The 24,768-nt window shown below is 73.7% G+C and carries 21 protein-coding genes and 1 riboswitch; of the genes, 14 read left to right on the top strand and 7 right to left on the bottom strand.

Translation table 11 applies throughout. From position 1 onward, the window contains the following. Positions 1-673 precede the first annotated feature (673 nt). Genes D459_RS0122155 through pdhA form a run of 3 tightly spaced genes read right to left on the bottom strand, consistent with a single transcriptional unit; the run spans position 674 to position 4,214 of the window. Positions 674-2,095: a dihydrolipoamide acetyltransferase family protein gene (locus D459_RS0122155; RefSeq protein WP_017595202.1), complete on the bottom strand. Its 1,422-nt coding sequence runs from the start codon at positions 2,093-2,095 to the stop codon at positions 674-676. Continuing rightward, a complete protein-coding gene (locus tag D459_RS0122150; RefSeq protein WP_017595201.1) occupies positions 2,092-3,108 on the bottom strand; it encodes an alpha-ketoacid dehydrogenase subunit beta in 1,017 nt (338 codons plus the stop codon). Before D459_RS0122150 ends, D459_RS0122155 begins: the two co-directional genes overlap by 4 nt. A gap of 2 nt (positions 3,109-3,110) precedes the next feature. Next, a complete protein-coding gene (gene pdhA / locus D459_RS0122145; protein WP_017595200.1) occupies positions 3,111-4,214 on the bottom strand; it encodes a pyruvate dehydrogenase (acetyl-transferring) E1 component subunit alpha in 1,104 nt (367 codons plus the stop codon). Positions 4,215-4,347: 133 nt separating this feature from the next. Here pdhA and D459_RS0122140 point away from each other — a divergent pair, with 133 nt between their 5' ends. The 9 genes from D459_RS0122140 to D459_RS0122100 all read left to right on the top strand — a co-directional run bounded on the left by D459_RS0122140 (position 4,348) and on the right by D459_RS0122100 (position 13,176). Beyond that, on the top strand, positions 4,348-4,809 hold the full coding sequence (locus D459_RS0122140) for an Lrp/AsnC family transcriptional regulator (RefSeq protein ID WP_017595199.1): 462 nt from the start codon (positions 4,348-4,350) through the stop codon (positions 4,807-4,809). Positions 4,810-5,022: 213 nt separating this feature from the next. After that, positions 5,023-5,766, top strand: a complete 744-nt coding sequence (locus D459_RS0122135; RefSeq protein WP_017595198.1) for an amino acid ABC transporter ATP-binding protein — start codon at positions 5,023-5,025, stop codon at positions 5,764-5,766. 61 nt (positions 5,767-5,827) lie between these two features. Beyond that, positions 5,828-6,670, top strand: a complete 843-nt coding sequence (locus D459_RS0122130; RefSeq protein ID WP_017595197.1) for a glutamate ABC transporter substrate-binding protein — start codon at positions 5,828-5,830, stop codon at positions 6,668-6,670. Positions 6,671-6,742: 72 nt separating this feature from the next. Then, the gene (locus tag D459_RS0122125; RefSeq protein WP_017595196.1) at positions 6,743-7,417 is read left to right on the top strand and encodes an amino acid ABC transporter permease; all 675 of its coding nucleotides are present in this window, start codon (positions 6,743-6,745) and stop codon (positions 7,415-7,417) included. Continuing rightward, on the top strand, positions 7,414-8,427 hold the full coding sequence (locus D459_RS0122120; RefSeq protein ID WP_017595195.1) for an amino acid ABC transporter permease: 1,014 nt from the start codon (positions 7,414-7,416) through the stop codon (positions 8,425-8,427). Before D459_RS0122125 ends, D459_RS0122120 begins: the two co-directional genes overlap by 4 nt. A 160-nt stretch (positions 8,428-8,587) precedes the next feature. Beyond that, positions 8,588-9,061, top strand: coding sequence for a hypothetical protein (locus tag D459_RS0122115; protein WP_017595194.1), 474 nt, complete (start codon positions 8,588-8,590; stop codon positions 9,059-9,061). 51 nt (positions 9,062-9,112) lie between these two features. Beyond that, the gene (locus tag D459_RS0122110; RefSeq protein WP_017595193.1) at positions 9,113-10,885 is read left to right on the top strand and encodes an ABC-ATPase domain-containing protein; all 1,773 of its coding nucleotides are present in this window, start codon (positions 9,113-9,115) and stop codon (positions 10,883-10,885) included. 120 nt (positions 10,886-11,005) lie between these two features. Then, positions 11,006-11,926 (top strand): proteasome assembly chaperone family protein, encoded by a 921-nt coding sequence (locus D459_RS0122105; protein WP_017595192.1) that lies wholly within the window; start codon positions 11,006-11,008, stop codon positions 11,924-11,926. 119 nt (positions 11,927-12,045) lie between these two features. Beyond that, a complete protein-coding gene (locus D459_RS0122100; RefSeq protein ID WP_017595191.1) occupies positions 12,046-13,176 on the top strand; it encodes a quinone-dependent dihydroorotate dehydrogenase in 1,131 nt (376 codons plus the stop codon). Positions 13,177-13,326: 150 nt separating this feature from the next. On the opposite strand, the gene D459_RS0122095 is transcribed toward D459_RS0122100, so the two are convergent. Together D459_RS0122095 and D459_RS0122090 are read right to left on the bottom strand one after the other, a co-directional pair. Further along, positions 13,327-13,950, bottom strand: a complete 624-nt coding sequence (locus tag D459_RS0122095) for a DUF6461 domain-containing protein (RefSeq protein WP_017595190.1) — start codon at positions 13,948-13,950, stop codon at positions 13,327-13,329. A 348-nt stretch (positions 13,951-14,298) separates the two neighbouring features. After that, complete coding sequence (locus D459_RS0122090) at positions 14,299-15,807, bottom strand: polysaccharide deacetylase family protein (protein ID WP_017595189.1); 1,509 nt, start codon at positions 15,805-15,807, stop codon at positions 14,299-14,301. Positions 15,808-15,993: 186 nt separating this feature from the next. Continuing rightward, positions 15,994-16,213: riboswitch (cobalamin riboswitch) on the top strand. A gap of 188 nt (positions 16,214-16,401) precedes the next feature. Here D459_RS0122090 and metE point away from each other — a divergent pair. Further along, complete coding sequence (metE, locus tag D459_RS0122085) at positions 16,402-18,693, top strand: 5-methyltetrahydropteroyltriglutamate--homocysteine S-methyltransferase (RefSeq protein ID WP_017595188.1); 2,292 nt, start codon at positions 16,402-16,404, stop codon at positions 18,691-18,693. Between the two features lie 144 nt (positions 18,694-18,837). On the opposite strand, the gene D459_RS0122080 is transcribed toward metE, so the two are convergent. Further along, positions 18,838-19,554 (bottom strand): hypothetical protein, encoded by a 717-nt coding sequence (locus D459_RS0122080; RefSeq protein ID WP_017595187.1) that lies wholly within the window; start codon positions 19,552-19,554, stop codon positions 18,838-18,840. Between the two features lie 671 nt (positions 19,555-20,225). Between D459_RS0122080 and D459_RS36195 the strand changes: the two genes are divergently transcribed. Beyond that, positions 20,226-20,375 (top strand): hypothetical protein, encoded by a 150-nt coding sequence (locus D459_RS36195; RefSeq protein WP_017595186.1) that lies wholly within the window; start codon positions 20,226-20,228, stop codon positions 20,373-20,375. 55 nt (positions 20,376-20,430) lie between these two features. Here D459_RS36195 and D459_RS0122070 read toward each other — a convergent pair whose 3' ends face one another. Then, positions 20,431-21,435 carry a coiled-coil domain-containing protein gene (locus D459_RS0122070; RefSeq protein WP_026120652.1) on the bottom strand — a complete coding sequence of 335 codons (1,005 nt, stop codon included), beginning with the start codon at positions 21,433-21,435 and terminating at the stop codon, positions 20,431-20,433. A gap of 686 nt (positions 21,436-22,121) precedes the next feature. On the opposite strand from D459_RS0122070, the gene D459_RS0122065 reads away from it, so the two are divergent. Genes D459_RS0122065 through D459_RS0122055 form a run of 3 tightly spaced genes read left to right on the top strand, consistent with a single transcriptional unit; the run spans position 22,122 to position 24,637 of the window. Beyond that, a complete protein-coding gene (locus D459_RS0122065; RefSeq protein WP_017595184.1) occupies positions 22,122-23,078 on the top strand; it encodes a methionine ABC transporter ATP-binding protein in 957 nt (318 codons plus the stop codon). After that, positions 23,075-23,755 carry a methionine ABC transporter permease gene (locus D459_RS0122060; protein ID WP_017595183.1) on the top strand — a complete coding sequence of 227 codons (681 nt, stop codon included), beginning with the start codon at positions 23,075-23,077 and terminating at the stop codon, positions 23,753-23,755. Before D459_RS0122065 ends, D459_RS0122060 begins: the two co-directional genes overlap by 4 nt. Before the next feature lie 36 nt (positions 23,756-23,791). Further along, on the top strand, positions 23,792-24,637 hold the full coding sequence (locus D459_RS0122055) for a MetQ/NlpA family ABC transporter substrate-binding protein (protein ID WP_017595182.1): 846 nt from the start codon (positions 23,792-23,794) through the stop codon (positions 24,635-24,637). Positions 24,638-24,768 lie beyond the last annotated feature (131 nt).

The raw sequence follows: 24,768 nt of genomic DNA, 5'->3' as shown, positions 1-24,768 counted from the left end.
ACCGGGGTGCTCTCGCGGTGCGCAGGGCACCCCACCCCACCATCACCCTGCGTATTCGCCCAGGTCGGGGAGGTGCAGTGGTTTCAGAGGCGGCCGGCTCCGACGCCCGGGCGACGCGGGAACGGCGAACCCGCCCCCGGCCCGCCCCGGCCGCCCCTCCCTGCTCTGCCGCGCCCGACCGACCAGCCGGTTCCCCTTCCCGACTTCGCCGCCTGCTTGAACCCCGCCTCGCGAGACGCCGCGCCCGGGCGACCGCCTCCGCCCCGCCCCTGCCTTCGCCGTCGCCGCCCGCTTGGACCTTCGCTCCGCGGGGCGCCGCGCCGAACCGACCGGCCGGTCCCCGCTGCTGCCCTCGCCGCCTGCTTGAACCTCCGCTCCGCGAGGCGCCGCGCCCGGCCAGGGCGCCCGGCCCTGCCCCTTCCTCTGCCGTTGCCGCCCGTCTGAACCTTCGCTCTGCGAGGCGCTGCACCGGACCGACCGGCCGGTCCCCTCCTCGCCGTCGCTGCCGGCTTTAACCCTCGCCCCGTGGGGCACCGCACCCGGGCGACCACCCCTGCCCTGTTCCGTCCTGTCCCGTCCTGTCTCGTCCCTGTCCGTGCCGTCGCCGGCTGCCTGGACTCCGGTCCTGTGGGGCCCGGCGGGGAGGGGGGAACCGCACCCCTCCCCGCCGGGGCTACAGGTCGCCGAGGAGCAGGGAGGGGTCCTCGACGCAGTCGGCGACGAAGCGGAGGAAGCCGCCGGCGGCGGCGCCGTCGCAGACCCGGTGGTCGAAGGCGAGGGTGAGCTCGGTGACCGGGCGCGCGGCGAGTGCGCCGTCGACCGCCCACGGGCGCTGCACGATCCGGCCCATGCCCAGGATGGCGGCCTCCGGGTGGTTGATGACGGCGGCCGAGCCGTCCACGCCGAACACCCCGTAGTTGTTCACGGTGAACGTCCCGCCGCGGAGCCGCTCCGGCGGCAGCGGCCCGCTCCGGGCCTCCTCGGTGGTCCGGGTGATCGCGGCGGACAGCTCCCGGGCGCTCATCCGGTGCGCGTCCCGGACCACCGGGACCACCAGCCCGCGCGGGGTCTGCGCGGCGAAGCCCAGGTTGACGTGGGAGAACCGGACCAGCTCCGCGCGCTCGGTGTCGACCGAGGAGTTCAGCTCGGGGAACCGGGACAGCCCCAGCACGCAGAACCGGGCGAGCAGGCCCAGCAGGCTCACCGGGCGGTCCGGCGCGGCGGCGTTGAGCCGGCGGCGCAGCTCCACCAGCCCGGTTGCGTCCGCGTCCACCCACACCGTCGCCTCGGGGATCTCCCGGCGGGACCGGGAGAGCCGCTCGGCCATGGCGGCCCGCGCGCCGCGCAGCGGGATCCGCTCCTCGCCCGGCGCCCCGGCGGGCGCCGCAGGCCCGGAGGCCGGGGCCGGGGCCGGGGGGTGTGCCGCGGCGATGGCGGCCTCCACGTCGCGCCGGAGCACCAGCCCGCCGCCGCCGCTGCCGGCGAGCGCGCGCAGGTCCACCCCGTTCTCCCGGGCCAGCCTGCGGACCAGGGGGGAGACCACCGGGACCGGGCCGCCGGAGGAGGGGGCGGGGGCCGGGGACTCCGTCGTCCCCGCCCCGCCCCCCGGTGCGCCCCGGAAGGGGGCGGCGCCGGGCGCCGGGCGCCTGCGGCGGCCGCCGGGGCGGCGCGGCGCGGCCGTACCGGTGCCGTAGCCCACCAGGACCGCGCCGGACCCCTCCGCGGTCCGGGCGGCGCCGTTGCCGCCCGGACCGGGGTCCGGTGTGCGGGCCTCGGGGACCACGACCCCGGGCTCGGTGAAGGCCGGGCCGGTCGGGTGGTCCGGGGCGGAGGGGCCGGGGGCCGGCTCCTCCGCGTCGATGCTGATCAGCGGGGCGCCCACCGCGACGACCTGGCCGGCCTCGGCGTGCAGCGCCGCGACGGTGCCGGCGTAGGGGCAGGGCACCTCCACGGCGGCCTTGGCGGTCTCCACCTCGGCCACCGGCTGGTCCACGGCGATCCGGTCGCCGACCCGGACCAGCCAGCCCACCACTTCGGCGTCGGTCAGCCCTTCGCCCAGGTCGGGCAGGTCGAACACGCGCGGTTCGCCGCTCATCCGCGCACCTCCGCCGGGCCGGTGGAGGTCCACTCCCGCTCCCACTGCAGCCGGTCGAAGGCGTCCAGGATGCGGTCGACCCCGGGCAGGTGGTACTCCTCCAGCTTCGGCGGGGGATAGGGCACGTCCAGGCCGCAGACCCGCAGCACCGGTGCCTCCAGGTGGTGGAAGCACTGCTCGGTCAGGCGGGCCGCGACCTCGGCGCCGTACCCGCCGAAGGCGGAGGCCTCGTGCACCACCACCGCGCGCCCGGTGCGCCGCACCGAGGCGGCCACCGTCGCGTCGTCGAAGGGGCTCAGCGTGCGCAGGTCGACCACCTCCACCGAGAGGCCCTCCCCGGCGGCGGCGTCCGCGGCCTCCAGCGCGGTCGCGGTCATCGGCCCGTAGGCGATCAGGGTGGCGTCGCGGCCGGCCCGGCGGACCACCGCCCGGTCCATCGGCTCGGTGCGCACCGGGAGCGCGGTCTCCTCGGCGGCCCAGTAGCGCCGCTTGGGCTCCAGGAAGACCACCGGGTCGGGGCTGCCGATGGCCTCGCGGAGCAGCGAGTAGCCGTCGGAGGGGGTGGCCGGGGTGACCACCCGCAGCCCCGGGGTGTGCGTGTAGTAGGCCTCGGAGGAGTCGGAGTGGTGCTCCACCCCGCCGATGCCGCCGCCGTAGGGCACCCGGATCACCATCGGCAGCTCCAGCCGGCCCCGGGTGCGGTTGCGCATCTTCGCCACGTGCGAGACGACCTGCTCGAAGGCGGGCAGCCCGAACGCGTCGAACTGCATCTCCACCACCGGGCGCAGCCCGTACATCGCCATGCCCACCGCGGTGCCCACGATGCCCGACTCGGCCAGCGGCGAGTCGAAGCAGCGGTCCTCGCCGAACTCGGCGGTCAGCCCGTCGGTGACCCGGAAGACCCCGCCGAGCGGACCCACGTCCTCGCCGTAGACCACGACCGAGGGGTCCTCGGCGAGCGCGTCGTGCAGCGCCCGGTTGAGCGCCTTGCCCAGAGTGGTGCTCTCCGCCATGGTCAGTCCTCCCCGAACGCGGCCGACAGGTCCTCGCGCTGCCGGCGCAGGTGCTCCGGAACCGAGGCGTAGACGTGCTCGAACAGGTCGCCGGGGGAGAGGTCGTCCTCGGCCGCCATCCGCTCCCGGACCCGGGCGGCCAGCCGCTCGCCCTCGGCGGCGAACCGCTCCATCGCGGCGTCGTCCACCGCGCCCTCGGCGCGCAGCAGCGCCTCCAGCCGGTCGACCGGGTCGCGCTCGGCCCAGTACCGGTCGTCCGCGGGATCCCGGTAGCGGCCGGGGTCGTCGGAGTTGGTGTGCGGGTCCATCCGGTAGGTGCGGGCCTCGATCAGCGCCGGACCGGCGCCGGCCCGGGCGGCCTGCAGCGCCCCGCCCACCGCGGCGTACACCGCGGCGGCGTCGTTGCCGTCCACGTGCAGGCCGGGCATCCCGTACCCGACGGCCTTGTGGGCCAGCGTCGGCGCGGCGCTCTGCTTGTGCACCGGCACGCTGATCGCCCACTGGTTGTTCTGCACCAGGAACACCACCGGGGCCCGCCACACCGCGGCGAAGTTGAACGCCTCGTGCGCGTCGCCCTCGCTGGTCGCGCCGTCGCCCATCAGCACCAGGGCGGCGGCCTCCTCCCCGGCCCGGCGGGCGGCCCAGGCCAGCCCGACCGCGTGCGGGGCGCTGGTGGCCAGCGGCGTGCACTGCGGCGCGCACCGGTGGCGGTGCGGGTCGTAGCCGCTGTGCCAGTTCCCGCGCAGCAGGGTGAGCACCTCGACCGGGTCGACGCCCCGGGTGACCAGGGCGACGCTGTCCCTGTAGGTGGGGAAGAGCCAGTCCCGCCCGCCCAGTGCCAGTGCGGCGCCGACCTGGCAGGCCTCCTGGCCGCGCGAGGAGGGGTAGACGGCGAGCCGGCCCTGGCGGGCGAGCGCGCCGGCCTGGCGGTCGAAGCGCCGGCCGACCACCATCCCGCGCAGCAGCTCGGTCAGTACGTCCTGGTCGGGGCCTGCCAGGGCGCTCTGGCCGGTGCGCCGGCCGGTCCGGTCGACGAGGGCGATCGGCTCCGCGGACGGAAGCGGCGGAGCCTGCGCCGTGGCGTGGGCGGTGCGGCTGGGCTTCATGTCTTGAATATGGGCTTCGTCACGCAATAGTGTCCATATCCCGCTCCGGAGTCTGGACGGATGGCTCTGAGCGGGCCCGATTCCGGCCGATCGTCCGGGCCGTCCACGATGCGGACGGTGTGAGGGGAGACACATGGCCGTCGAGCTGGACGCGGTCGACCGGACCATCATCGAGCTGCTCCGCGCGGACGGGCGGATGTCGGTGCGGGCGCTCGCCGAGCGCGCGCACGTCTCGCGCGCCAACGCCTACTCCCGGCTGGACCGGCTGCGCCGGGAGGGCGTCATCCGCGGCTTCACCGCGGTCGTCGACCCGGACAAGTGCGGCTACGGGCTGGCCGCCTACGTGTCGGTGCGGATCCGGCAGGACTCCTGGGAGCCGTTCCGGGACCGGCTGCGCGAGATCGGCGAGGTGGAGCACGCCGCGCTGGTCTCCGGCGACGTCGACCTGATCCTGCTGGTGCGGGTGGCCGACGCGGCGGCGCTGCGCACCTTCGTGCTGGAGCGGCTGCAGCGCATTCCCGAAGTGGTCGGAACGCACACCATGTTCATCCTCGACGAGCCGGACATGGGGCGGCCGGATGCGGCCGAACCGTGATGGGCGCGGCCGTGAGCGGGCACGGCCGAAGGGGTAGAAGACGGGCACTCGCCCCCGTTGGATCCGTCTGCGGCGGCGCACGGTCCGGGGGCGGAAGCGGTGGGTGACCAACGGAGGGAAAGACCGGAATGTCGGTAACGAATCGGCTACTACCAGCGGGAACGGCTCCGCACCGTACTGACAACCGACTCCTCGACCACTAGGTTCCCCGCTATGACCGCAACTCCGCTCGTCACCCTGGAGAACGTCGACAAGCACTTCGGCGAACTCCACGTGCTGCGTGGCATCGACCTCTCCGTGGAACGCGGCGAGGTAGTCGTCGTGATCGGCCCCTCCGGCTCCGGCAAGTCGACCCTGTGCCGGACCATCAACCGGCTGGAGACCATCGACGGCGGCGCCATCACCATCGACGGCGTCCCGCTCCCGGAAGAGGGCCGCGGGCTGGCCCGGCTGCGCAGCGACGTCGGAATGGTGTTCCAGTCGTTCAACCTGTTCGCGCACAAGACGGTGCTGCAGAACGTGACCATCGGCCCGATCAAGGTCCGGAAGAAGAGCAAGGCGGCCGCCGAGAAGCGGGCGCTGGAGCTGCTGGACCGGGTCGGCATCGCGAACCAGGCGAACAAGTACCCGGCACAGCTCTCCGGCGGGCAGCAGCAGCGGGTCGCCATCGCCCGCGCCCTGGCGATGGAGCCCAAGGTCCTCATGTTCGACGAGCCGACCTCGGCCCTGGACCCGGAGATGGTCCAGGAGGTGCTGGACGTGATGACCTCGCTGGCCGCGGAGGGCATGACGATGATCGTCGTCACCCACGAGATGGGGTTCGCCCGGCGCGCCGCCAACCGGGTGGTGTTCATGGCCGACGGCGAGATCGTCGAGCAGGCCGCCCCGGACGACTTCTTCGCCAACCCGAGCTCCCAGCGGGCCAAGGACTTCCTGTCCAAGATCCTGAGCCACTGACGGCCCGGGGCCTTCGAGTCCTCGTCCCGGCCGAGCGAACAAGGAATAGAGGTACCCGGACATGAGAGTCCGTCGAATCAGCAGAATCGGCACCACCGTCGCGGCGGGCGCCGCCCTGCTGCTCGCCGCCGGAGCGTGCGGCGGCGCCGAGATGGGCGGCGGCGACGGCGGCGGTGGCGGCGAGACCATCACCATCGGCGTCAAGTACGACCAGCCCGGCCTCGGCCTGGACGAGGGCGGGAACCCGGTCGGCTTCGACGTCGACGTCGCCACCTACATCGCCGGCGAGCTGGGCTTCGAGCCCGACCAGATCGAGTGGACCGAGGCCGCCTCGGCCAACCGCGAGACCTTCCTCCAGCAGGGCACGGTGGACATGGTCATCGCCACCTACTCCATCACCGACGAGCGCAAGGAGCTCGTCGACTTCGGCGGCCCGTACTACGTCGCCCAGCAGGACATCCTGGTCGCCGCGGACAACGACGACATCAAGGGCCCCGAGGACCTGGACGGCAAGGTCCTCTGCTCGGCCTCCGGCTCCCGCTCGGCCAACAACATCACCGAGGACATGGGGATCGGCGCCGAGCTGCGCGAGGCCGGCAACTACTCCGAGTGCATCGAGCTGCTGTCCAACGGCACCGTGGACGCGGTCAGCACCGACAACACCATCCTCGCCGGGTTCGCCGCGCAGAGCCCGGACGAGTTCAAGATGGTGAACGCGCCGTTCGGTGAGGAGAAGTACGGCGTCGGCCTGCCCAAGGGCGACACCGAGCGCTGCGAGGCCGTCAACGAGGCCATCACCAAGATGTGGGACGAGGGCCAGGCCGTCGAATACCTGGACACCGCCTTCGGCGAGACCGACTTCGCCTTCTCCGAGGAGCAGCCGGAGCCCGAGGGCTGCGCCTGACACCGTTAGACCCGTCGCCCCGGCCGGAGCCGCCCCCAGGGCTCCGGCCGGGGCCGTGACCGGCTGGGAACCATGGAAGCCTTTCTCGGCAATCTCGACAAGGTGATCGACGGATTCTCCTGGACCGTCCGACTCACCCTGTGCAGCGCCCTGTTCTCGTTCATCCTGGGCGTCGTCCTGACCGCCATGCGGGTGTCCCCCGTCCCGATGATGCGCGGCCTGGCCACCGTCTACGTGGAGGGGATCAGGAACACCCCGCTCACCCTGGTGCTGCTCTTCTGCGGCCTGGGCATCAACAGCGCACTGGGCGTCGCGCTCGCCGACTCGGTGAAGTGGGACGTCTTCTGGTGGGCGGTCATCGGACTGTCCGCCTACACCGCCTGCTTCGTCTCCGAGTCGCTGCGCGCCGGCGTGAACACCGTGCCGCTCGGCCAGGTCGAGGCGGCCCGATCGCTGGGCCTGACCTTCACCCAGAACCTGCGGCTGATCGTGCTGCCGCAGGCGCTGCGCAGCGTCGTCGGCCCGCTGGGCAGCGTGCTCATCGCACTGACCAAGAACACCACGATCGCCTCCGTCGCGGGGCTGGGCGTACAAGAGGCGTCCCGGCAGATGAAGCTCATGTTCGACCAGGGCATCGCACCGGTCATCCCGACGTTCATCGGGTTCGCGCTCGGGTTCCTGATCCTGACGCTGCCCACCGGCTTCTTCTTCGGCTGGCTCAGCAAGCGGGTGGCGGTGGCACGATGACCGTACAGAACGTCCTCTTCGACGCCCCCGGGCCGCGCGCCCGGGCCCGCAGCCGGGTCTTCTCGGTCGTCACCGTGCTGGCCGGCCTGGTCCTGCTCGCCCTGATCTACCTGGGCCTGAACCGGTCCTTCGGGGAGGGCTCGCCGCCGCTGAGCAGCCCCGAGGCCTGGCAGGTCAACCCGGAGGGGCAGTGGGCGGCCGAGCGGTGGGCGCCGTTCCTGGTCGCGGAGACCTGGACCGGCTACATCATCCCCGGCCTGCAGAACACGCTGACCGCGGCGCTGTACGCGGCGGTGCTGGCCATCCTGTTCGGCCTGGTCTTCGGGATCGGCCGGCTCTCGCAGCACGCCCCGATCCGGTGGATCAGCGGCGCGGTGGTGGAGTTCTTCCGAGGCATCCCGCTGCTGATGCTGATCTTCTTCACCATGGCGCTGCCGCTGGCGGTGAACCAGTTCCTCACCGCGATCGGCTCGGACCCGCTGCCCCCGCGCACCTTCCAGGTCGACGCGCTGGCCGCGGTGGTCGTGGGCCTGACCCTGTACAACGGGTCGGTGCTGGCGGAGGTGTTCCGGGCCGGCATCAACGCGGTGCCCAAGGGGCAGGCCGAGGCGGCCGAGTCGCTGGGCATGCGGCGCACCCAGGTGCTCTGGCTGATCCAGATCCCGCAGGCGATCACCAGCATGATGCCGGCGATCGTCGCCCAGCTGGTGGTGCTGCTGAAGGACTCCGCGCTGGGCTACATCATCGCCTTCCCGGAGCTGCTGCGCGGCTTCTCGCTGATCGGCACCCGGTACGGCAACGTCATCCCGGCCGCGATCATCGCCGCGGCCATCTACATCGTCATCAACATCTCGCTGAGCAGGCTGGCGATCTGGCTGGAGCGGCGGAACGCGCGCAGGGGCAAGGCCTCCGCGCACGCCGCCGCGGCCCCGGGCGTGCAGGAGCCGCCGACCGGACCGGAGGACCCGGCCCCGGCCGGGCCGGCCCCGGACGGCCCCGGCAGGCCCTGACCCGGACCGGCACCCGAGAGGGGCGCGGAGCGCACGCTCCGCGCCCCTCTTCTCTTGCCCGCCTTCTCCCGTGCGGGGCCGGGGAATGAGAGCGGGGACACAGGGGCGGCCTGCGGAACCGGTTGACCTCCAGTTAACTCGAAGTTCCAGAATCTCTGCCATGGCGAACACGGAGAACACAGAGAACACAGAGAAGGCAGCGAACACGGCGGGCGCGGCGGCCGAGGCCGCCGGAGCGGTCCTCGGCGACGTGCTCCTCTTCCACAACACCATGCGCGTCCTCGACGGGCACCTGGCGGAGTTCCGCGCCGCCATCGAGCGCGCCGTCGCCTTCGTGCAGGGCCGAGGGCCGCAGCTGATGGTGGAGGTCTTCATCGACGAGCCGCGGATGCTCGCGCACAGCTTCCAGCTCTACGCCGACTCTGACGCGGTCCGCGCGCACTGGCGGATGTCCGACCCCTACATCCGCGGCGTCATGGAGCACTGCGAGATCCACGACTTCACCGTCTACGGCGACCCCGACCCCGGACTCCGCGAGGCCCTCGCCGAGCAGGGCCTGCCGATCGTGCCGCGCTTCACCGGCTTCCTTCGACACTCTCCCGGCGCGTCCCCGCAGGGCCGCTCCGAGGGATAGCATCCGCAGGCGGGACCGACCGAACCGAGCGGAAGCAGGGGGAACGCATCCATGCCGGGAAGAAGCGGCGGGGCAGAGCGCCGGCACGGCGGACGGGGCGGCCGGTGGGGCGGAGGATCCGGTGCGCAGCGCCCGGAGATCCGCGGCCGCCGGGACGCCGACCGGCTCGCCGAGGAACTGGAGCGGATGGACGGGGCGTCCTACGGCCGCTACAAGTCGCTCTCCGGCGACTGGGACTTCGGCGACTTCACGCTGACCGTGGAGCGGGTCCAGGCCGACCCGTTCGCGCCGCCCTCCCGCATCGCGGTGCACGTCCCCGCCGACCTGGTCGGGCTGCCCGAGCACGCCTGGCGCGCCCCGGCCCGCCGCCGGGCCACCGCCGACTACCTGGTCCGGACGGCCCACCGGCGGCTCAAGGGGGCGCGGCTGCGCATCGACGCCGGAGGCCAGCAGGTCCTGGAGCGGGCCTCCGGCCGGATCGCCGGCGGCGACCTGCTGCTCCGGCTCGGCATCGAGCTGCCCGGGCACGGCCGGCGGATCGACGGCCGCGCGGCGCGCCGCGAGTTCTGCGAGCGGCTGCCCGAGATGGTCGACGCGCTGCGCTGGGAGGCGCTGGACACCGCCGAGGCCGAGCGGTTCGCCGACACCGTGGAGGACTCCACCGCGCTCCGCGCCGCCCTGCCCGGGCTGGGCCTGGTCGCCTTCGTCGCGGACGGGGCCGTGCTGCCCCGCGCCAGCGGGGTCAGCGACCGCCCGATGGACGGCGAGGCGGTGCCCTTCTCTTCCCCGGAGGAGCTGCGCACCGCCGTGCGGCTGCCGCACGCCGGAGAGGTCACCGGGATGGGCGTGCCGGAGGGCGTCACCCTGATCGTCGGCGGCGGCTTCCACGGCAAGTCCACCCTGCTGCACGCACTGGAGCGCGGCGTCTACGACCACGTCCCCGGGGACGGCCGGGAGCTGGTGGCCACCCGGGCCGACGCGGTGAAGATCCGCGCCGAGGAGGGCCGCCGGGTCGAGCGCACCGACGTCAGCGCGTTCGTGCGCAACCTGCCCACCGGCGCCGACACCTCCCGGTTCCGCACCGGCAACGCCTCCGGCTCCACCTCCCAGGCGGCCAACATCGCCGAGGCGCTGGAGGCCGGCTCGACCGCCCTGCTGGTGGACGAGGACACCACCGCCACCAACCTGATGATCCGCGACGCCCGGATGCAGAAGCTGGTGCACGGCGACCGGGAGCCGCTCACCCCCTTCGTCGACCTGGTCCGCCCGCTCCACCGCGAGCACGGCGTCTCCACCGTGCTGGTGATGGGCGGCAGCGGCGACTACTTCGACGTCGCCGACCGGGTCGTCATGCTGGACGGCTACCGCCCCTACGACGTCACCGAGCGGGCGGCGGCGCTGGCCGCGCCGCGCACCGACGCCCGCTTCACCCCGCCCGCGCACCGGGTGGTCGACCCGCGCTCGGTGGACGCCACCGCCCGCGGCCGCACCCGGATCAAGCGCCGGGACATGGACGTGCTCACCTTCGGCGAGAGCGAGATCGACGTCCGCGGCCTCACCCAGCTGGTCGACCCCGGCCAGCTCATCGGGGTGGGCCTGGCGATGCGGCTGATGGCCGAGCGGGGCCTGCTGGACGGCCGGAGCACCCTCGCCGAGGCGCTGGACGGCCTGGACCGGCTGCTCGCCGACGACGGCGACGGCGGCACCGGGGGCGCGGCGGTGCTGGGCCGCGGCCACAGCGGGGACTTCGCCGTGCCGCGCCGGCACGAGGTCGCCGGGGCGCTGAACCGGCTGCGCACCCTGGCGGTCCTGGACGAACGGTGAGCCGGCGGCGCCTCCCGGCCGCGGAAGCGGACGCAGGGGCGCCGCCGCGCGTCGTCTATCCTGGAGCGCGTACCCCGAGCCGGCAGCACGACCACCGCCTGAGAACGGAGACCCCTTCCGGTGCCTGATCCCGCAGACCTCTACGAGCTCCGCCCCGGCGCCGAGGAGGGCGGCGGTTCGGCGATGCTGGTCCTGCTGGACGGCTACGTCGACGCCGGAGCGGCCGGAAGGCAGGCGGCCGAGGCGCTGTTCGCCGAGTTCAACGCCGAGGAGGTCGCCGTCTTCGACGTGGACCGGCTGCTGGACTACCGCTCCCGCCGGCCGGTGATGACGTTCGTGGAGAACACCTTCACCGACTACAACCCGCCCCGGCTGGTGCTCTACCGGATGCACGACGGCGAGGGCACCCCGTTCCTGCTCCTGCACGGCCTGGAGCCGGACCGGGAGTGGGAGCTGTTCGTGTCCGCGGTGGTCGGGCTGGTGGAGCGGCTCCGGGTGTCGCTGACGGTGAGCGTCAACGGCATCCCGATGGCCGTCCCGCACACCCGGCCGGTGACCGCGACCGCGCACGCCACCCGGCCCGACCTGGTCGCCGCGCACACCCCGTGGGTCGGCCGGGTCCAGGTGCCCGCCGGGGTGGCGTCGCTGCTGGAGTTCCGCCTCGGCGAGGCCGGCCACGACGCCACCGGGTTCGCCGTGCACGTGCCCAGCTACCTCGCCCAGTCGGAGTACCCCCGGGCCGCGATGGCCGCGCTGGACTACGCCGCCGGGGCGACCGGGCTGGACCTGCCGGCCGGGCGGCTGGCCGAGGCGGCCGGCGAGACCGAGGCGGAGATCGCCGACCAGGTCGCCGACTCCGAAGAGGTCCAGCGGGTGGTCGAGGACCTGGAGCGCCAGTACGACGACTTCGTGTCCGAGCGCGGCGCCGGGGAGGACGCCGAGCCGCTGTGGAGCGGCGACGAGTCCTCGCTGCCCACCGCCGATGAGCTCGGCGACGAGCTGGAGCGGTTCCTCGCCGACCGGGAGCGCGGCGACCTGTGAGGACCCTCCGCCCGCCCGTGTGAGAAGCTGAACCGGACGGGCCCGCCTGCGAGAACGCGGGACGGGGCGGCGGCGCCCGGCCGCCCCCGGGGCGACCGAAACGTACACGAAGGACCACCGTGCTCTACCAGCTGCTGTTCCATGCCGTCCTGCGGCACACCGACGCCGAGTCCATCCACCGCCTGAGCTTCGGCGGGCTGCGCGCAGTGGCCGCGGTGCCCGGGGCGGCCAGGGCGATGCGCCGGGTGCTCGGCCCGCGCGAGCCCGAGCTGGAGGTGACCGCGCTGGGCCGGACCTTCCCCGGGCCGCTCGGCATGGCCGCCGGGTTCGACAAGAACGGCGAGGGCATCGAGGGGCTCACCGCGCTCGGCTTCGGGTTCGTCGAGATCGGCACCGTCACCGCGCGGCCCCAGCCGGGCAACCCGGCGCCGCGGCTGTTCCGGCTGGTGCCGGACCGGGCGATCGTGAACCGGATGGGCTTCAACAACGAGGGCGCCCGGGCCGCCGCCGACCGGCTGCGGGGGCTGCGCGAGCGCGCGGCCGCGGCCGGCCGCCCCGGCCCGCTGGTCGGCGCCAACATCGGCAAGACCAAGGTGGTCCCGGAGGAGGAGGCCGCGGCCGACTACGCGGAGAGCGCCCGCGCCTTCGCCGGCCTCGCCGACTACCTGGTGGTCAACGTGAGCTCGCCGAACACCCCCGGGCTGCGGAACCTGCAGGCGGTGGAGCACCTGCGGCCGCTGCTGCGCACGGTCCGCGAGGCGCTGGACGGCGAGGGCGCCTCCGACGTCCCGCTGCTGGTCAAGATCGCCCCGGACCTGGCCGACGAGGACGTCGACGCGGTCGCCGACCTGGCCCTGGAGCTGGGCCTGGACGGGATCATCGCGACCAACACCACGATCTCCCGGGACGGGCTGGCCACCGACCCGGAGGCGGTCGAGGCGGCCGGCGCCGGCGGGCTCTCCGGCGCCCCGCTGAAGCGCCGCTCGCTGGAGGTGCTGCGCCGGCTGCGCGCCCGCACCGGCGACGCGCTGGTGCTCATCGCGGCCGGCGGCATCGAGACGCCCGAGGACGCCTGGGAGCGCATCCGCGCGGGGGCGACCCTGGTGCAGGGCTACACCGGCCTCATCTACGGCGGCCCGCTGTGGCCGCGCCGCATCCACAAGGGCCTGGCCCGCCTCACCCGCCGGGCCGGCCTCCCCTCGATCGCCGACGCCGTCGGCACCGACGCCCAGCCCGCCCGACAGGCCTGACCCGCCTCCCGGCCCCTTCCCCGGCGGTCCCGGCGTGCCGGCCCCGGCAGAGCGCCGGGGAAGGGGCCGGACCGCCGAGACCGCCGCCCGGGGCGGCCTGGCACGGCGAAGGCCCCGCCGGGGCGGGGCCTTCGGGGAGCGGAACCCGGGTCAGCGGGCGGAGGCCGCCGGGGCCGGGAGCTCGGTCTCCAGTTCGGCGCCGAGGAGCGGGCCGGACAGGTGCGAGGGGCGGATGCGGACGCCGGTGACCCGCTCGGCCAGGGCCAGGACGGCCGCGGCCGGGTCGTCGGGGCCCTCGTCCCCGTCGTCCAGCAGGCCCACCGAGGCCATCTCGGCGGTCAGCGCGTCCGGGCGGGTGCCGCGGCGCTGGGTCGGGGTGCGGGCGTCGAAGAAGGTGCGCAGCACCCCTCCGGAGACCCAGCGGAACTCGTAGCGGGCGTCCATCCGGACCCGGACCGAGACCAGCTCGGTCTCGGCCGACAGCGCGCGGTAGCAGTCCGGGCGGACCGCCCGGCAGCCGGTGGGCTCGACGATCACGGTCCAGCCGTTCACGCAGAGCGCGTGCGCGGTCTGCGGCGGGCGGCTCTCGCTGCACAGCCCCGCCTCCAGGGCGTCGGCGATGGGCAGCATCCGCAGCCGCTTCGGCGCGGCGCCGAGCCGCTCCAGGCACTCGGTCTTGCCCAGTCCCCGGACATAGGTGAGGCAGAACGCCTCGGCCAGGTCCGGCTGGGACTCTTCGAACCAGGCGTAGTCTGCCGCGAGGGCAGCGGCCATCGACCTCTCCCTTCCCCGTGGGGCGGCGCCGTCCTGAAGGGCGCTCCCCGTTGGCGGAACGGTTGCGGAGTCCTTGCCGGTTCCCCGGCGCAGCAGCGGTAGAAGGGCCACCTCAGGCCACCGCCTCTCGGACGGGATGCGGCGCGAGCGGCGTCCGCGCGAAGTGCGTGTTCATGCCCACGGCGAACCACCATACGCCGCCTCGGGGACTCTCTTCACACGTGACGGCCCGCTCGCGCCGTCATCTGGACCACATCGTGGCCGGAGCGTGATCGGGGAAGGCTCCGTTGCCTTCCGACCCCTTATCCTTCCCCGATCCCGCCGCCGGCCACCGTCCCGGGAGGAGCGCTAGTCGTCCTTTCCGGTGACGGCTTCCTCACCGTCGAAGTACTTCTCCCCGGGCTCGGTCTCGCCCAGCAGCTGGGAGACGGTCACCATGGTGAAGCCCTTCTCGTCCAGCCGCTTCAGGATGTCCGGCACGGCGTCGATCGTGGTGTCGTGGATGTCGTGCATCAGGATGATCGCGCCGGGCTTCGCGCCCTCCACCGCGCGGTCGGCGACGACCGAGGAGTTCCGGTCCTTCCAGTCGTTGGTGTCGACGCTCCAGATGATCTCGGCCATCCCGAGGTCCTCGGAGACCCCGGCGACGGTGTCGTCGGTCGCGCCGTAGGGCGGGCGCATCAGCTCGGGGCGGTAGCCGGTCTCCCGGTCGATCAGCCCGCTGACCGAGGCCAGCTCCTCGCGGACCTCGCCCTCGCCGATGGTGGTCAGGTCCGGGTGGTTCTCGGTGTGGTTGGCGACCTCGTGCCCCTCGGCGTACTCCCGCCGCACCGTCTCCGGGTGCTCCCGGATCGGCTCGCCGGTGAGGAAGAAGGTGGCCTTGGCGCCGTACTCGTCGAGCTCGTCGAGGAGCTCGGGGGTGCGCCCGCCGGGGCCGTCGTCGAAGGTGAGCGCGATGCACTTGGCCTTCGGGTCGGAGCAGTCGACGTCGGAGGAGGCGGGCGCGGGCCGGCCGGGGACCTCGCCGGCGGCGCCGTCCTTGGGCGCGGCGGCCTCCGCCTCGAGCTCGAAGCCGCGGGTCACCGCGGTGGCCGCGGCCTGGGCCCGCTCACCGAGGTCGGACAGGAGCGGCTCGGCCTCCTCGCGCGGCACCACCGCGTGCACCCGCCCGTCGCCGGCCGGGGCGACCTGGCCCTCGTCGAACTCGACCACCAGGTCGCCGTCGGGGTTGAAGCCGATCGAGTCGTACATCCCGGCGATCGGGTAGAGGTCGGCGGTGTCCACGTCCTGCTCGCCGAGGATCTCGGAGACCCGCTCGTGCAGCTCGCCCAGCTCCTCGTCGCCGGCGAGCAGCTGGGTGGAGTAGGCGGTGGCCCCGGTGGCGGCGTCGTACCAGTAGGTGGCGTAGCCGGTGCGCTCCTCGCCGGACTCCTTCTCCTTCTGCTCCAGGCGGACCCCGAGCACGTCGCCGCCGGCGGCGGTCAGCGTCCCGGTGACGGCGACCGACTCGGCGCCGGGGACGGCGTCGGCGAACTCCTCGGCGGCGCGGCCGGTGATCCGGCCGAGCTCCTCGCTGAACGGGCCGGCGCCGCCCACCGCGGGGTAGGAGATCTCGACGGAGACGTCGCCCTGCTCCTCCTCGGTGCGCTTCTCCTCGAGGTCGGCGACGGTCTCCGGGTCGACCTCGGTGAGCCGGTCCGGTTCTCCGGAGGGCTTCTCGGCGGGGGTCTCCTCACCCCCGGAGGTGTGCTCGCCGTCGGAGGGGCTGCACGCGGTGAGGGCGAGCACCGCCGCGGCCGCAGCGCCGACGAGGGCGCGGCCGCGGGTGGATTCAGGGACGGAGCGGTTGCGTAGCACCTGAAATCGTCTTTCGCATATATCGGGCCAACCGGACTATACATGGGATGATCGCATCCGGGATTCAGTTCGGTTCGGCGCTTCGGTAATGAGAGGGGAAAAACCGGCGTGCCGTCTTCCAGGGGCGGAGGGGGCGGGGTGCGGGCGCCCGGGGCCCACCCCCCGGTATCGGGCAACGGCGTCCCTATACTGACAGCTGCGGTCGGTACGCGCACGGTGGATCACTGTGGGCGTCGAGAGAGGGAACCCGGTGCGAATCCGGGACTGCCCCGCAGCGGTGAATGGGAACGAAAGCCGTCAACAGCACTGGGTGCGAGCACCTGGGAAGCGGCGGCCGGTAGGAGAGCGCGCCCGAGGGCGCGAAGCGCCCATGAGTCCGAATACCTGCCGACCGCCCGCGGGCGCGACCGTGCCCGCGGTGGTCGGCGCGTCCCGAGGGAGGACACGCGGACGGTGCCCGGTCCGGGCGCGCTCCGCCGCGCCCTCTTCCGGCCGTCCGCTCCTCCGGACGGCGTCGTCGGCCTGCCACGGCTGTTCGACGAGGGAGAGAAGAAGCCACATGCGAACCGAGCGCACCCCCGGCGGTGAGGCCGGATGACCGCCACCGCCCACGGCTACCCGCGCATCGGCCCCGACCGCGAGCTCAAGCAGGCCTGCGAGTCCTACTGGGCCGGCCGGAGCAGCGCCGCCGACCTGGACGCCGTCGCCGCCCGGCTGCGCCGCGACGTCTGGCAGGACTTCCGCGCGGCCGGGATCGACGAGATCCCATCGAACACGTTCTCCTACTACGACCACGTCCTCGACACCGCGCTGCTGTTCGACGCGGTCCCGGAGCGGTTCGGCCCCGCCCCCGGGGACGGGGGCGCCGGCGCGGACCGCGCCGCCGAGCTGGAGCGCTACTTCACCCTGGCCCGCGGCTCGGACGACACGCCGCCGCTGGAGATGACCAAGTGGTTCGACACCAACTACCACTACCTGGTCCCGGAGCTGTCCCCGCAGACCCGGTTCCGCCTCGCGGGGACCAAGCCCCTCTCCGAGTACAACCAGGCCAAGGGGCTGGGCTTCGAGACCCGGCCGGTGCTGGTCGGCCCCCTCACCTTCCTCATGCTGGCCAAGCCCGCGGCCGGCGCCCCGGAGGGCTGGAGCCCGCTGGAGCTCCTGGACGGCCTGGTCGAGGCGTACGGCACGCTCCTCGGTGAACTCGCCGCGGCCGGCGCCCGCCAGGTCCAGCTGGACGAGCCGGTCCTCGCCACCGACGAGGGCCGGGAGCGCACCGCGGAGCTGGAGCGGGTCTACTCCGCCCTGGGCGGCCGCTCCCGGCGCCCGGAGATCACCGTCTCCACCTACTTCGGCTCGATCGGCACCGCGGCGCTGGAGGCGCTCAAGCGCACCCCGGTGGAGCGGATCGGGCTGGACCTGGTGGCCGGCCCGGAGGCCGCCGACGAGCTGGCCGCCGTCTCCGGCCTGGGCGACAAGACCCTGGTCGCCGGGGTGGTCGACGGGCGCAACGTGTGGCGCACCGACGTGTCCGCCGCGCTGGCCCGGCTCGGCCCGCTGCTCGGCCTGGCCCGCGAGGTCGTGGTGAGCACCTCCTGCTCGCTGCTGCACGTCCCGGTCGACCTGGACGCCGAGACCGGCCTGGACCCGGCGATCCGGGCCCGGCTCGCCTTCGCCCGGCAGAAGCTGGACGAGGTGGTCCTGCTCGGCCGAGCCCTGACCGCCGACGACGAGGCCACCGCCGCGGAGGTCGCCTCCGCGCGCGCCGGGCTCCCCGAGCCGGAGGGCTTCCGCGACCCGCAGGTGCGGGCCCGGCTGGACGCCCTGGGCGAGCTCCCGGCCCGCAACCGGGACGGGCGCTGGGGCGGCGGCGGTGCGCGGCAGGCGCTGCCCACCACCACCATCGGCTCCTTCCCGCAGACCGCGGAGATCCGCAAGACCCGGTCCGAGCACCGGGCCGGGCGGCTCAGCGAGGAGGAGTACACCGCCCGGATGCGGGCCGAGATCGACTCGGTCATCGCGCTCCAGGAGGACATCGGCCTCGACGTGCTGGTGCACGGCGAGCCGGAGCGCAACGACATGGTGCAGTACTTCGCCGAGCGGCTGGGCGGCTTCGTCACCACGAAGAAGGGCTGGGTGCAGTCCTACGGGTCGCGCTGCGTGCGCCCGCCGATCCTCTACGGGGACGTGCGCCGCTCCGAGCCGATGACGGTGGACTGGGCGGTCTACGCCCAATCCCGCACCGACAAGCCGGTCAAGGGCATGCTGACCGGCCCGGTGACCATCCTGGCCTGGTCCTTCGTCCGGGACGACCAGCCGCTGGCCGACACCGCCCGGCAGGTGGCGCTGGCCCTGCGGGACGAGGTCTCGGACCTGGAGCGGGCCGGTATCCGGCACATCCAGGTCGACGAGGCGGCGCTGCGCGAGCTGCTGCCGCTGCGGCGGCAGGACCGCCAGGCCTACCTGGACTGGGCGATCGGCGCGTTCCGGCTGGCCACCTCCGGGGTGGGCGTCGGCACCACGGTGCACACCCACATGTGCTACTCGGAGTTCGGCCGCATCGTCGGCGCGATCGAGGCGCTGGACGCCGACGTGACCAGCGTCGAGGCGGCCCGCTCGCACATGGAGCTGGTGGACGACCTGGAGCGGGCCGGCTACCGCAGGGGCATCGGCCCGGGCGTCTACGACATCCACTCGCCCCGGGTGCCCTCGGTCGAGGAGATCGAGGCGGCGCTGCGCAGCGCGCTGCGCGCGGTCCCGGCCGACCGGCTGTGGGTCAACCCCGACTGCGGCCTGAAGACCCGGGGCTACACCGAGGTCGAGCCGGCGCTGCGGAACATGGTCGAGGCGGCCCGCCGGGTCCGCGCCGACCTGCCCGCGCAGGGCTGAGCCGGGCGGGCGGCGGCCGCGGGGCACCCGGCCCCGCGGCCGCCGCCCGGAGACGCGGACACGCGGACACGCAGAAGGGGCGCGGGCCGAAGCCCGCGCCCCTTCCCGGTGGGCGCCGGTGCCGCCGGGCGGCACCGGGGGACGTCAGGAGCCGATCAGCCCCAGCGACTCGTCGCCCAGCGCGTTCATCATGCTCTCGACGTCGTCGAACTTGAGCGGCGCCGGGGCGCTCTTCGGAGCGTCGTAGGCGTTGCTCTCGGTGAACTCCACCTCGACGTTGATGTTGCCCTCGCGGATGAGAACGGTGGCCACCGAGCTCTTGGTGCCGGCGATCTCCTGGGTGGTGAAGATGATCGCGGCCTCCTCGCCCAGGTTCAGCTCCTCGTTCTCGTGCACCTTGGTCGGGATGATGTCGCTGCTCTCATCGGTGGCGTACTCGACGTTGTCCTGGAACTGCGTCTTGGCGCCCTCGATGGAGTCGGACCCGCCGTAGGGGACCTGGTACTGGACGCTGACGTTGGCGTAGCCGTCGCCGCCCAGGGACTCCGCGGTGTACATGCACGAGGAGGAGGTGTCGGTCAGCGACTTGCTGCCGTCGGTGAGGCCGTACTCCCCGGCGGTGGCCTCGGAGAAGGCCGAGCACGGGTCCTCGGGCAGCGCGTAGGGGGGCTCGCCCTTGGGGCCGCCGCCCTCGCCGCCGCCGCCCTCGGTGGTCTCCTCGGTGGTCTCCTCGGGCTTCTTGCTGGGATCGGCCACCGGGCCGCCGCCCTCGCCGCCGCCCTCGCCACCGCGGATGAGCATCACCACGACGGCGACGACCAGCAGCAGGATGACCACGCCGCCGCCGATGACGATCCACATGCCGGCGCTGCTCTTCTTCGGCGGGGGGTAGCCCGGAGAGCCCATCGGGGCACCGGGGCCGCCCGGCCCGTAGGGCGGGGGCTGACCGGGACCTCCGGAGTACATCGGCTGCGGCCCGCCGGGCTGTCCCGGTTGGCCGGGCTGCCCCGGCTGGGGGCCGGTTCCGTAGGGGGACTGGAAATGGGGCTGGCCATGTCCGCCGCCCTGCGGTGGCTGGCCGTAAGGTCCGTTGTCGCTCATTGCTCCCCTCGCGCCCTGCGTATCTGAACGGTTCGTGAGACGCGCATGGGCGCGTTCATGGTTCCCTGCGATCGGAAGGCGGCCCCGCGGCGCTCTCACCGGCGGACCGGGCGGCCGACCGCGGTGCCCGCCGAAGCGGCACCGGGTTCGAAATCCTAGCGTCCGCCGGAATGGCCCTCGGTGGACGCCTCTGTCCGAACGTCGACGCATCGTCACCGTTTCGTGGCGATTCCGTACTTGAACGGAGCGGCCCGGTGGGGGAAGAGGCGCCGCCGGAGGGCTCCCGGGGCCCGCACAATGGTGGCCCGGGAAACCCGCGAGCGGCCGCCACGGCCGCGGATCGTTGCCGGAATGAGACGCGCAGGGCTAGCGTTGGGGCGGCGGCCGCCGCACCGGGCGACCGCCGCCGGACCGGCACGGAGGGACGCCCAATGCCCGCGCGCAGAGTCGATTCCGAGCACGGCGCCCCCAGGCACGGATTCTGGGCCTGGTTCGCCTTCATCCTCGCGGTGGGCGCGGTGCTCGCCGTCACCGGCGGCTGCCTGAGCGTGATGTACGCCCCGGTGTTCGGCGGGGGCTGACCCGCCGCCCGCCCCAGACGTTGCGGGAGGGGCCGCAGGGCCCTCGCCGGGACATCTAGAACATCGAGATGTGCACGTGGTCGAAGTGGTTCTCGGTGATGCTTCCGCGGTCGGCCATGTCCCGCCAGCCCTCGTCGGAGCGGCGGATGTCCCAGATCTGCTGGCGGTAGATGATGTACATGATGCCCAGCCGCTCGGCGTTGTCCTGGGCCCAGTCGGCGATCTCCTGGCCGTGCGCGATCTGCTCCTCCGACGGCATCTGGCCGTTCTTGTCGACCATGAAGTCGCAGGCGCGGCCCTTGGGGTGTTCGCCGACCACGTAGCCGCCGTCCGGGCGGTAGCAGCCGACCCCGCCGTGCTTCCTGTTCTCGCCGAACTTCTCGGTGATCACATCGCGCATCTGCCGGGTGCGCGGGGTGAGGCTGTCCGGCGGGCCCATCTCCTGCTGCGGGTGCTCGGCGATGAGCCGCTGCACCTCCTCGCGGCGCCCCTCCAGCTCGTCCAGGTCCTCCTGGACCTCGTCCGCCTTGGCCTGGGCGTTGTCGCGGGCCTTCTCGTCCCGCTCGATCGCCTGCTCCAGGGCGTCGATCCGCTCCTGGTGGTTGGCGGACAGGTGGCCGATCAGCTGGGCCTGGTCGATGAGGAGCTGGGGGTCCTCCTCGACGAAGACGGTCAGCGAGGGGTCCAGGCCGCCGCTGGTGTAGCTGGCGATCGCCAGCTGCTGCACCTGCTCGCGGGCGTCGTCCACTTCCTCCTGGGTCTTGTCCGCGCGCTCCTGGGCCTTCTCCGCGTCGTCGAAGACGCCCTCCATGTCGCGCAGCTCGCCGTTGTACTCCTCGCTCAGCGCGTCGGCGCGGTCCTGCAGCTCGGAGAGGCTCTCCCGGGGCGCCGGCGCGGCCGCCGCGGGGAGCGGGGCCAGGACCGAGGCCAGCATGAGCGCCGCCGCGGCGGCGCGCCCGGCCCCGGCGCGGCGCGGCGCGCGGGGCTCGGCGGGGCAGGGCGGGTCGGGTGCCCAGAAGTCGGCGAAGGGATCGTCGCCGCTCACTCTGTCGGGCTCCACGTAATGTCTTCTCCTCGGATCGGCCGCGGTCGGCGGGCGCGCTGCGGAAGCCGCTTCCGCCCGCCGGGTACGGGGTGCCGCGCGCCGGGGCCCCGGCGGTGCGGGGCGGCGGTCTCGGCCGCGGAGCGGCCGGAGGGGCCGCGCGGGCCCCGGGTCCGCACGCCAGGAAGGTTAAAGGCAGTTTCATCGGATCGCCAACGCACGGGTGATATGTGGCGGATCTAACGCCCGTTTCGTCCGGGATCGTCCCGTGGTCGTGTAGGGAGTGTGGTTACCTGGGTCCGTGGACTACATCGCTCACGGCACCCTCGCCCCCCGCGCCCCGAGGCGCGGTCGTCGGCCGTGTCCGCAGTGGCACCGTCCGGCCGGCGGCGACTGTCCCATGCCGGAGTTCCACTGATCACCCGCTGATCCCGTGCTCCCGGGCCCGAAGACCCGGTCCGAGCGCAGGCAGCGCGTCGCCGCGCACTTCCCTCTCCCCGCGTTGCACCATGCACTGACATGGGCGAACACGCATGCGGCGGGCGCGAGCACCCCGGTCCGCAGCCGTCCGAGGCGTTCAAGAGCGCCCCGCCGCGCCGCAGGAGGGCCGCGGCGGAGCGGCCGGAGCGCTCCGCGCGGCCCGCGCAGTCCGTCCTTGCTGGCCTCCAGCGAGCCGATCGACGAGGAAACCCGTGATAGAAGCCGTGGGCCTGCGCAAGGTCTACCCGTTGAAGCAACGAGAGGTCGTCGCCCTCGACGGCGTCGACCTCCACGTCGAGCAGGGCGAGATATTCGGGGTGGTGGGCCAGAGCGGCGCCGGCAAGAGCACCCTGCTGCGCTGCGTCAACCTGCTGGAGCGCCCGACCTCGGGGACGGTCTCGGTGGACGGCCGGGAGCTGACCGGGATGTCCGCCGGCGGCCTGCGCCAGGCGCGCCGCGGCATCGGCATGGTGCACCAGCACTTCGCGCTGCTCTCCTCGCGGACCGTCGCGGCCAACGTCGCCTTCCCGCTGGAGATCGCCGGCGTGCCCCGGGCGCGCCGCGCCGCCCGCGTCGGCGAGCTGCTCGAACTGGTCGGCCTGGCGGACAAGGCCAAGGCCTACCCGGCGCAGCTGTCCGGCGGGCAGAAGCAGCGGGTCGGCATCGCCCGCGCGCTGGCCTCCGACCCCAAGGTGCTGCTCAGCGACGAGGCCACCTCGGCGCTCGACCCGGCCACCACCGAGTCGATCCTGGAGCTGCTCCGCGACCTCAACCGCCAGCTCGGCCTGACCATCCTGCTGATCACGCACGAGATGGACGTGATCAAGCGGATCTGCGACTCCGCGGCGATCATGGAGAACGGCTCCTTCCGCGAGGCGGGCAAGGTGCTCGACCTGATCGGCACCCCCGACTCGCTGCTGGCGGCCTCGCTGTTCCCGCTGCCCGCCACCGACGTGCCCGACGCGGTGGCGCTCACCTACCCGCGCTCCTTCGACGAGCCGCTGATGTCCGAGCTCACCCGCCGCTTCGACGTGGACGTGAACGTGCTCGGCGGCGCGGTGGAGAACGTCGCCGGCACCTCGGTGGGCCGGCTCAACGTGCAGGTGCGCGGCGCCAACCGGGAGGCCGCACTGGGCTTCCTGGCCGACAAGGGGCTGCTGGTGCGGGAGGCGAACCGATGAGCTGGACCGAGGAACTGGCGCAGCGCTGGCCGGAGATGTCGGAGGTGCTCTGGTACGGCACCCTGGACACGCTCTACATGGTGCTGTGGGCGACGGTCTTCAGCGTGCTGGTGGGCCTGCCGCTCGGCGTGCTGCTGGTCACCACCGACCGGGGCGGGCTCACCCCCGCGCCGGTGCTCAAGGCGGTGCTGGGCGCGGTGGTCAACATCGGCCGCTCGCTGCCGTTCATCGTGCTGATGGTCGCGGTGCTCTCGCTGACCCGGCTGCTCATCGGCACCACCCTGGGCCCGACCGCGGCGATCGTGCCGCTGAGCATCGGCGCCATCCCGTTCTTCGCCCGGCTGGTGGAGACCGCGGTGCGCGAGGTCGACCGCGAGGTGGTCGAGGCCGCGCACGCGATGGGCGCCCGCAAGCTGACCATCGTCGGCAAGGTGCTGCTCCCCGAGGCCCTGCCGGGCCTGGTGGCGGGCCTGGTCATGACGGTGGTGGCGCTGGTCTCCTACTCGGCGATGGCCGGCGCGATCGGCGGCGGCGGCCTCGGCGACATCGCGATCCGCGAGGGCTACCAGCGCTTCGACGACTACTACCTGTGGGCCACCGTGATCCTCCTGGTCGTCATCGTCCAGGCGGCGCAGAGCCTCGGGGACTTCATCATCCGTCGGGTCTCGCACCGCTAGCGGGCCCGGTCGACCACACACGCAAGGAGTACGAAGGTGCGCACCACCCTGGCGATCATCGGCGCGGCGGCCCTGGCGGCGACCGCGGCCGGCTGCGGCAGCCCCAGCGAGCGGGCCCAGGACGGCGGCGGCGAGGAGGGGCTGACCACCATCACCGTCGGCGCCACCCCGGTGCCCCACGCCGATGTGCTGAAGTACGTGCAGGAGAACCTGGCGGCCGACGCCGGGCTCGACATCGAGATCCAGGAGTTCACCGACTACAACCAGCCCAACGCCGCGCTCGCCGAGGGCTCCCTGGACGCCAACTACTTCCAGACCCGGCCGTTCCTGGACGACTTCCTGGCCAACAACGAGGACGCCGACCTGGTCTACCTGGACGACGTCCACCTGGAGGCGTTCGGGCTCTACTCCCACGACCTGGAGGACGTCGCCGACATCGAGGACGGCGCCAAGATCGGGGTGCCCTCCGACGCGGCCAACATGGGCCGGGCGCTGAAGCTGCTGGAGCAGGAGGGCCTGCTCGAACTGGCCGCCGACGCCGGCGACACCGCCTCGGAGTCCGACATCGAGGAGAACCCCAAGGACCTGGACATCGTGCCCACCGAGGCGGCCCAGCTGCCCCGGTCGCTGCAGGACCTGGACGCCGCGGCGGTCAACGGCAACTACGCCATCGAGGCGGACCTGGCGGCCGAGGCCAACGCCCTGGCCTGGGAGTCCACCGAGGACAACCCGTACGGCAACGGCCTGGTGGTCCGCGGCGAGGACGCCGAGGACGAGGCGGTGACCACCCTGAACGAGCTGCTCCACGGCGACGAGGTCAAGGAGTACATGGAGAAGGAGTGGAAGGGCGTCGTCATCCCGCTCGGCGGCGAGGAGGAGTGACGCCCCGGAGCGCCTGAACCGGGAGCCGTCCGGCGGCCCCGCACCCCGAGCACGGGTGCGGGGCCGCTCGCGTAACGGTCGGGTAACCGGGGCGGCTGCGGGGATTGACGGCGGGGGAGCGGGTGCCGTTC

Source organism: Nocardiopsis potens DSM 45234 (assembly GCF_000341105.1).
Taxonomy (GTDB): domain Bacteria; phylum Actinomycetota; class Actinomycetes; order Streptosporangiales; family Streptosporangiaceae; genus Nocardiopsis_A; species Nocardiopsis_A potens.
This window is presented reverse-complemented; position numbering and strand designations above follow the sequence as displayed.

Excerpts from the sequence above, each read along its gene's own strand:
- D459_RS0122155 (WP_017595202.1), bottom strand. The coding sequence starts at position 2,095 with ATGAGCGGCGAACCGCGCGTGTTCGACCTGCCCGACCTGGGCGAAGGG.
- D459_RS0122150 (WP_017595201.1), bottom strand. The coding sequence starts at position 3,108 with ATGGCGGAGAGCACCACTCTGGGCAAGGCGCTCAACCGGGCGCTGCAC.
- pdhA (WP_017595200.1), bottom strand. The coding sequence starts at position 4,214 with ATGAAGCCCAGCCGCACCGCCCACGCCACGGCGCAGGCTCCGCCGCTT.
- D459_RS0122140 (WP_017595199.1), top strand. The coding sequence starts at position 4,348 with ATGGCCGTCGAGCTGGACGCGGTCGACCGGACCATCATCGAGCTGCTC.
- D459_RS0122135 (WP_017595198.1), top strand. The coding sequence starts at position 5,023 with ATGACCGCAACTCCGCTCGTCACCCTGGAGAACGTCGACAAGCACTTC.
- D459_RS0122130 (WP_017595197.1), top strand. The coding sequence starts at position 5,828 with ATGAGAGTCCGTCGAATCAGCAGAATCGGCACCACCGTCGCGGCGGGC.
- D459_RS0122125 (WP_017595196.1), top strand. The coding sequence starts at position 6,743 with ATGGAAGCCTTTCTCGGCAATCTCGACAAGGTGATCGACGGATTCTCC.
- D459_RS0122120 (WP_017595195.1), top strand. The coding sequence starts at position 7,414 with ATGACCGTACAGAACGTCCTCTTCGACGCCCCCGGGCCGCGCGCCCGG.
- D459_RS0122115 (WP_017595194.1), top strand. The coding sequence starts at position 8,588 with ATGGCGAACACGGAGAACACAGAGAACACAGAGAAGGCAGCGAACACG.
- D459_RS0122110 (WP_017595193.1), top strand. The coding sequence starts at position 9,113 with ATGCCGGGAAGAAGCGGCGGGGCAGAGCGCCGGCACGGCGGACGGGGC.
- D459_RS0122095 (WP_017595190.1), bottom strand. The coding sequence starts at position 13,950 with ATGGCCGCTGCCCTCGCGGCAGACTACGCCTGGTTCGAAGAGTCCCAG.
- metE (WP_017595188.1), top strand. The coding sequence starts at position 16,402 with ATGACCGCCACCGCCCACGGCTACCCGCGCATCGGCCCCGACCGCGAG.
- D459_RS0122080 (WP_017595187.1), bottom strand. The coding sequence starts at position 19,554 with ATGTGGATCGTCATCGGCGGCGGCGTGGTCATCCTGCTGCTGGTCGTC.
- D459_RS36195 (WP_017595186.1), top strand. The coding sequence starts at position 20,226 with ATGCCCGCGCGCAGAGTCGATTCCGAGCACGGCGCCCCCAGGCACGGA.
- D459_RS0122060 (WP_017595183.1), top strand. The coding sequence starts at position 23,075 with ATGAGCTGGACCGAGGAACTGGCGCAGCGCTGGCCGGAGATGTCGGAG.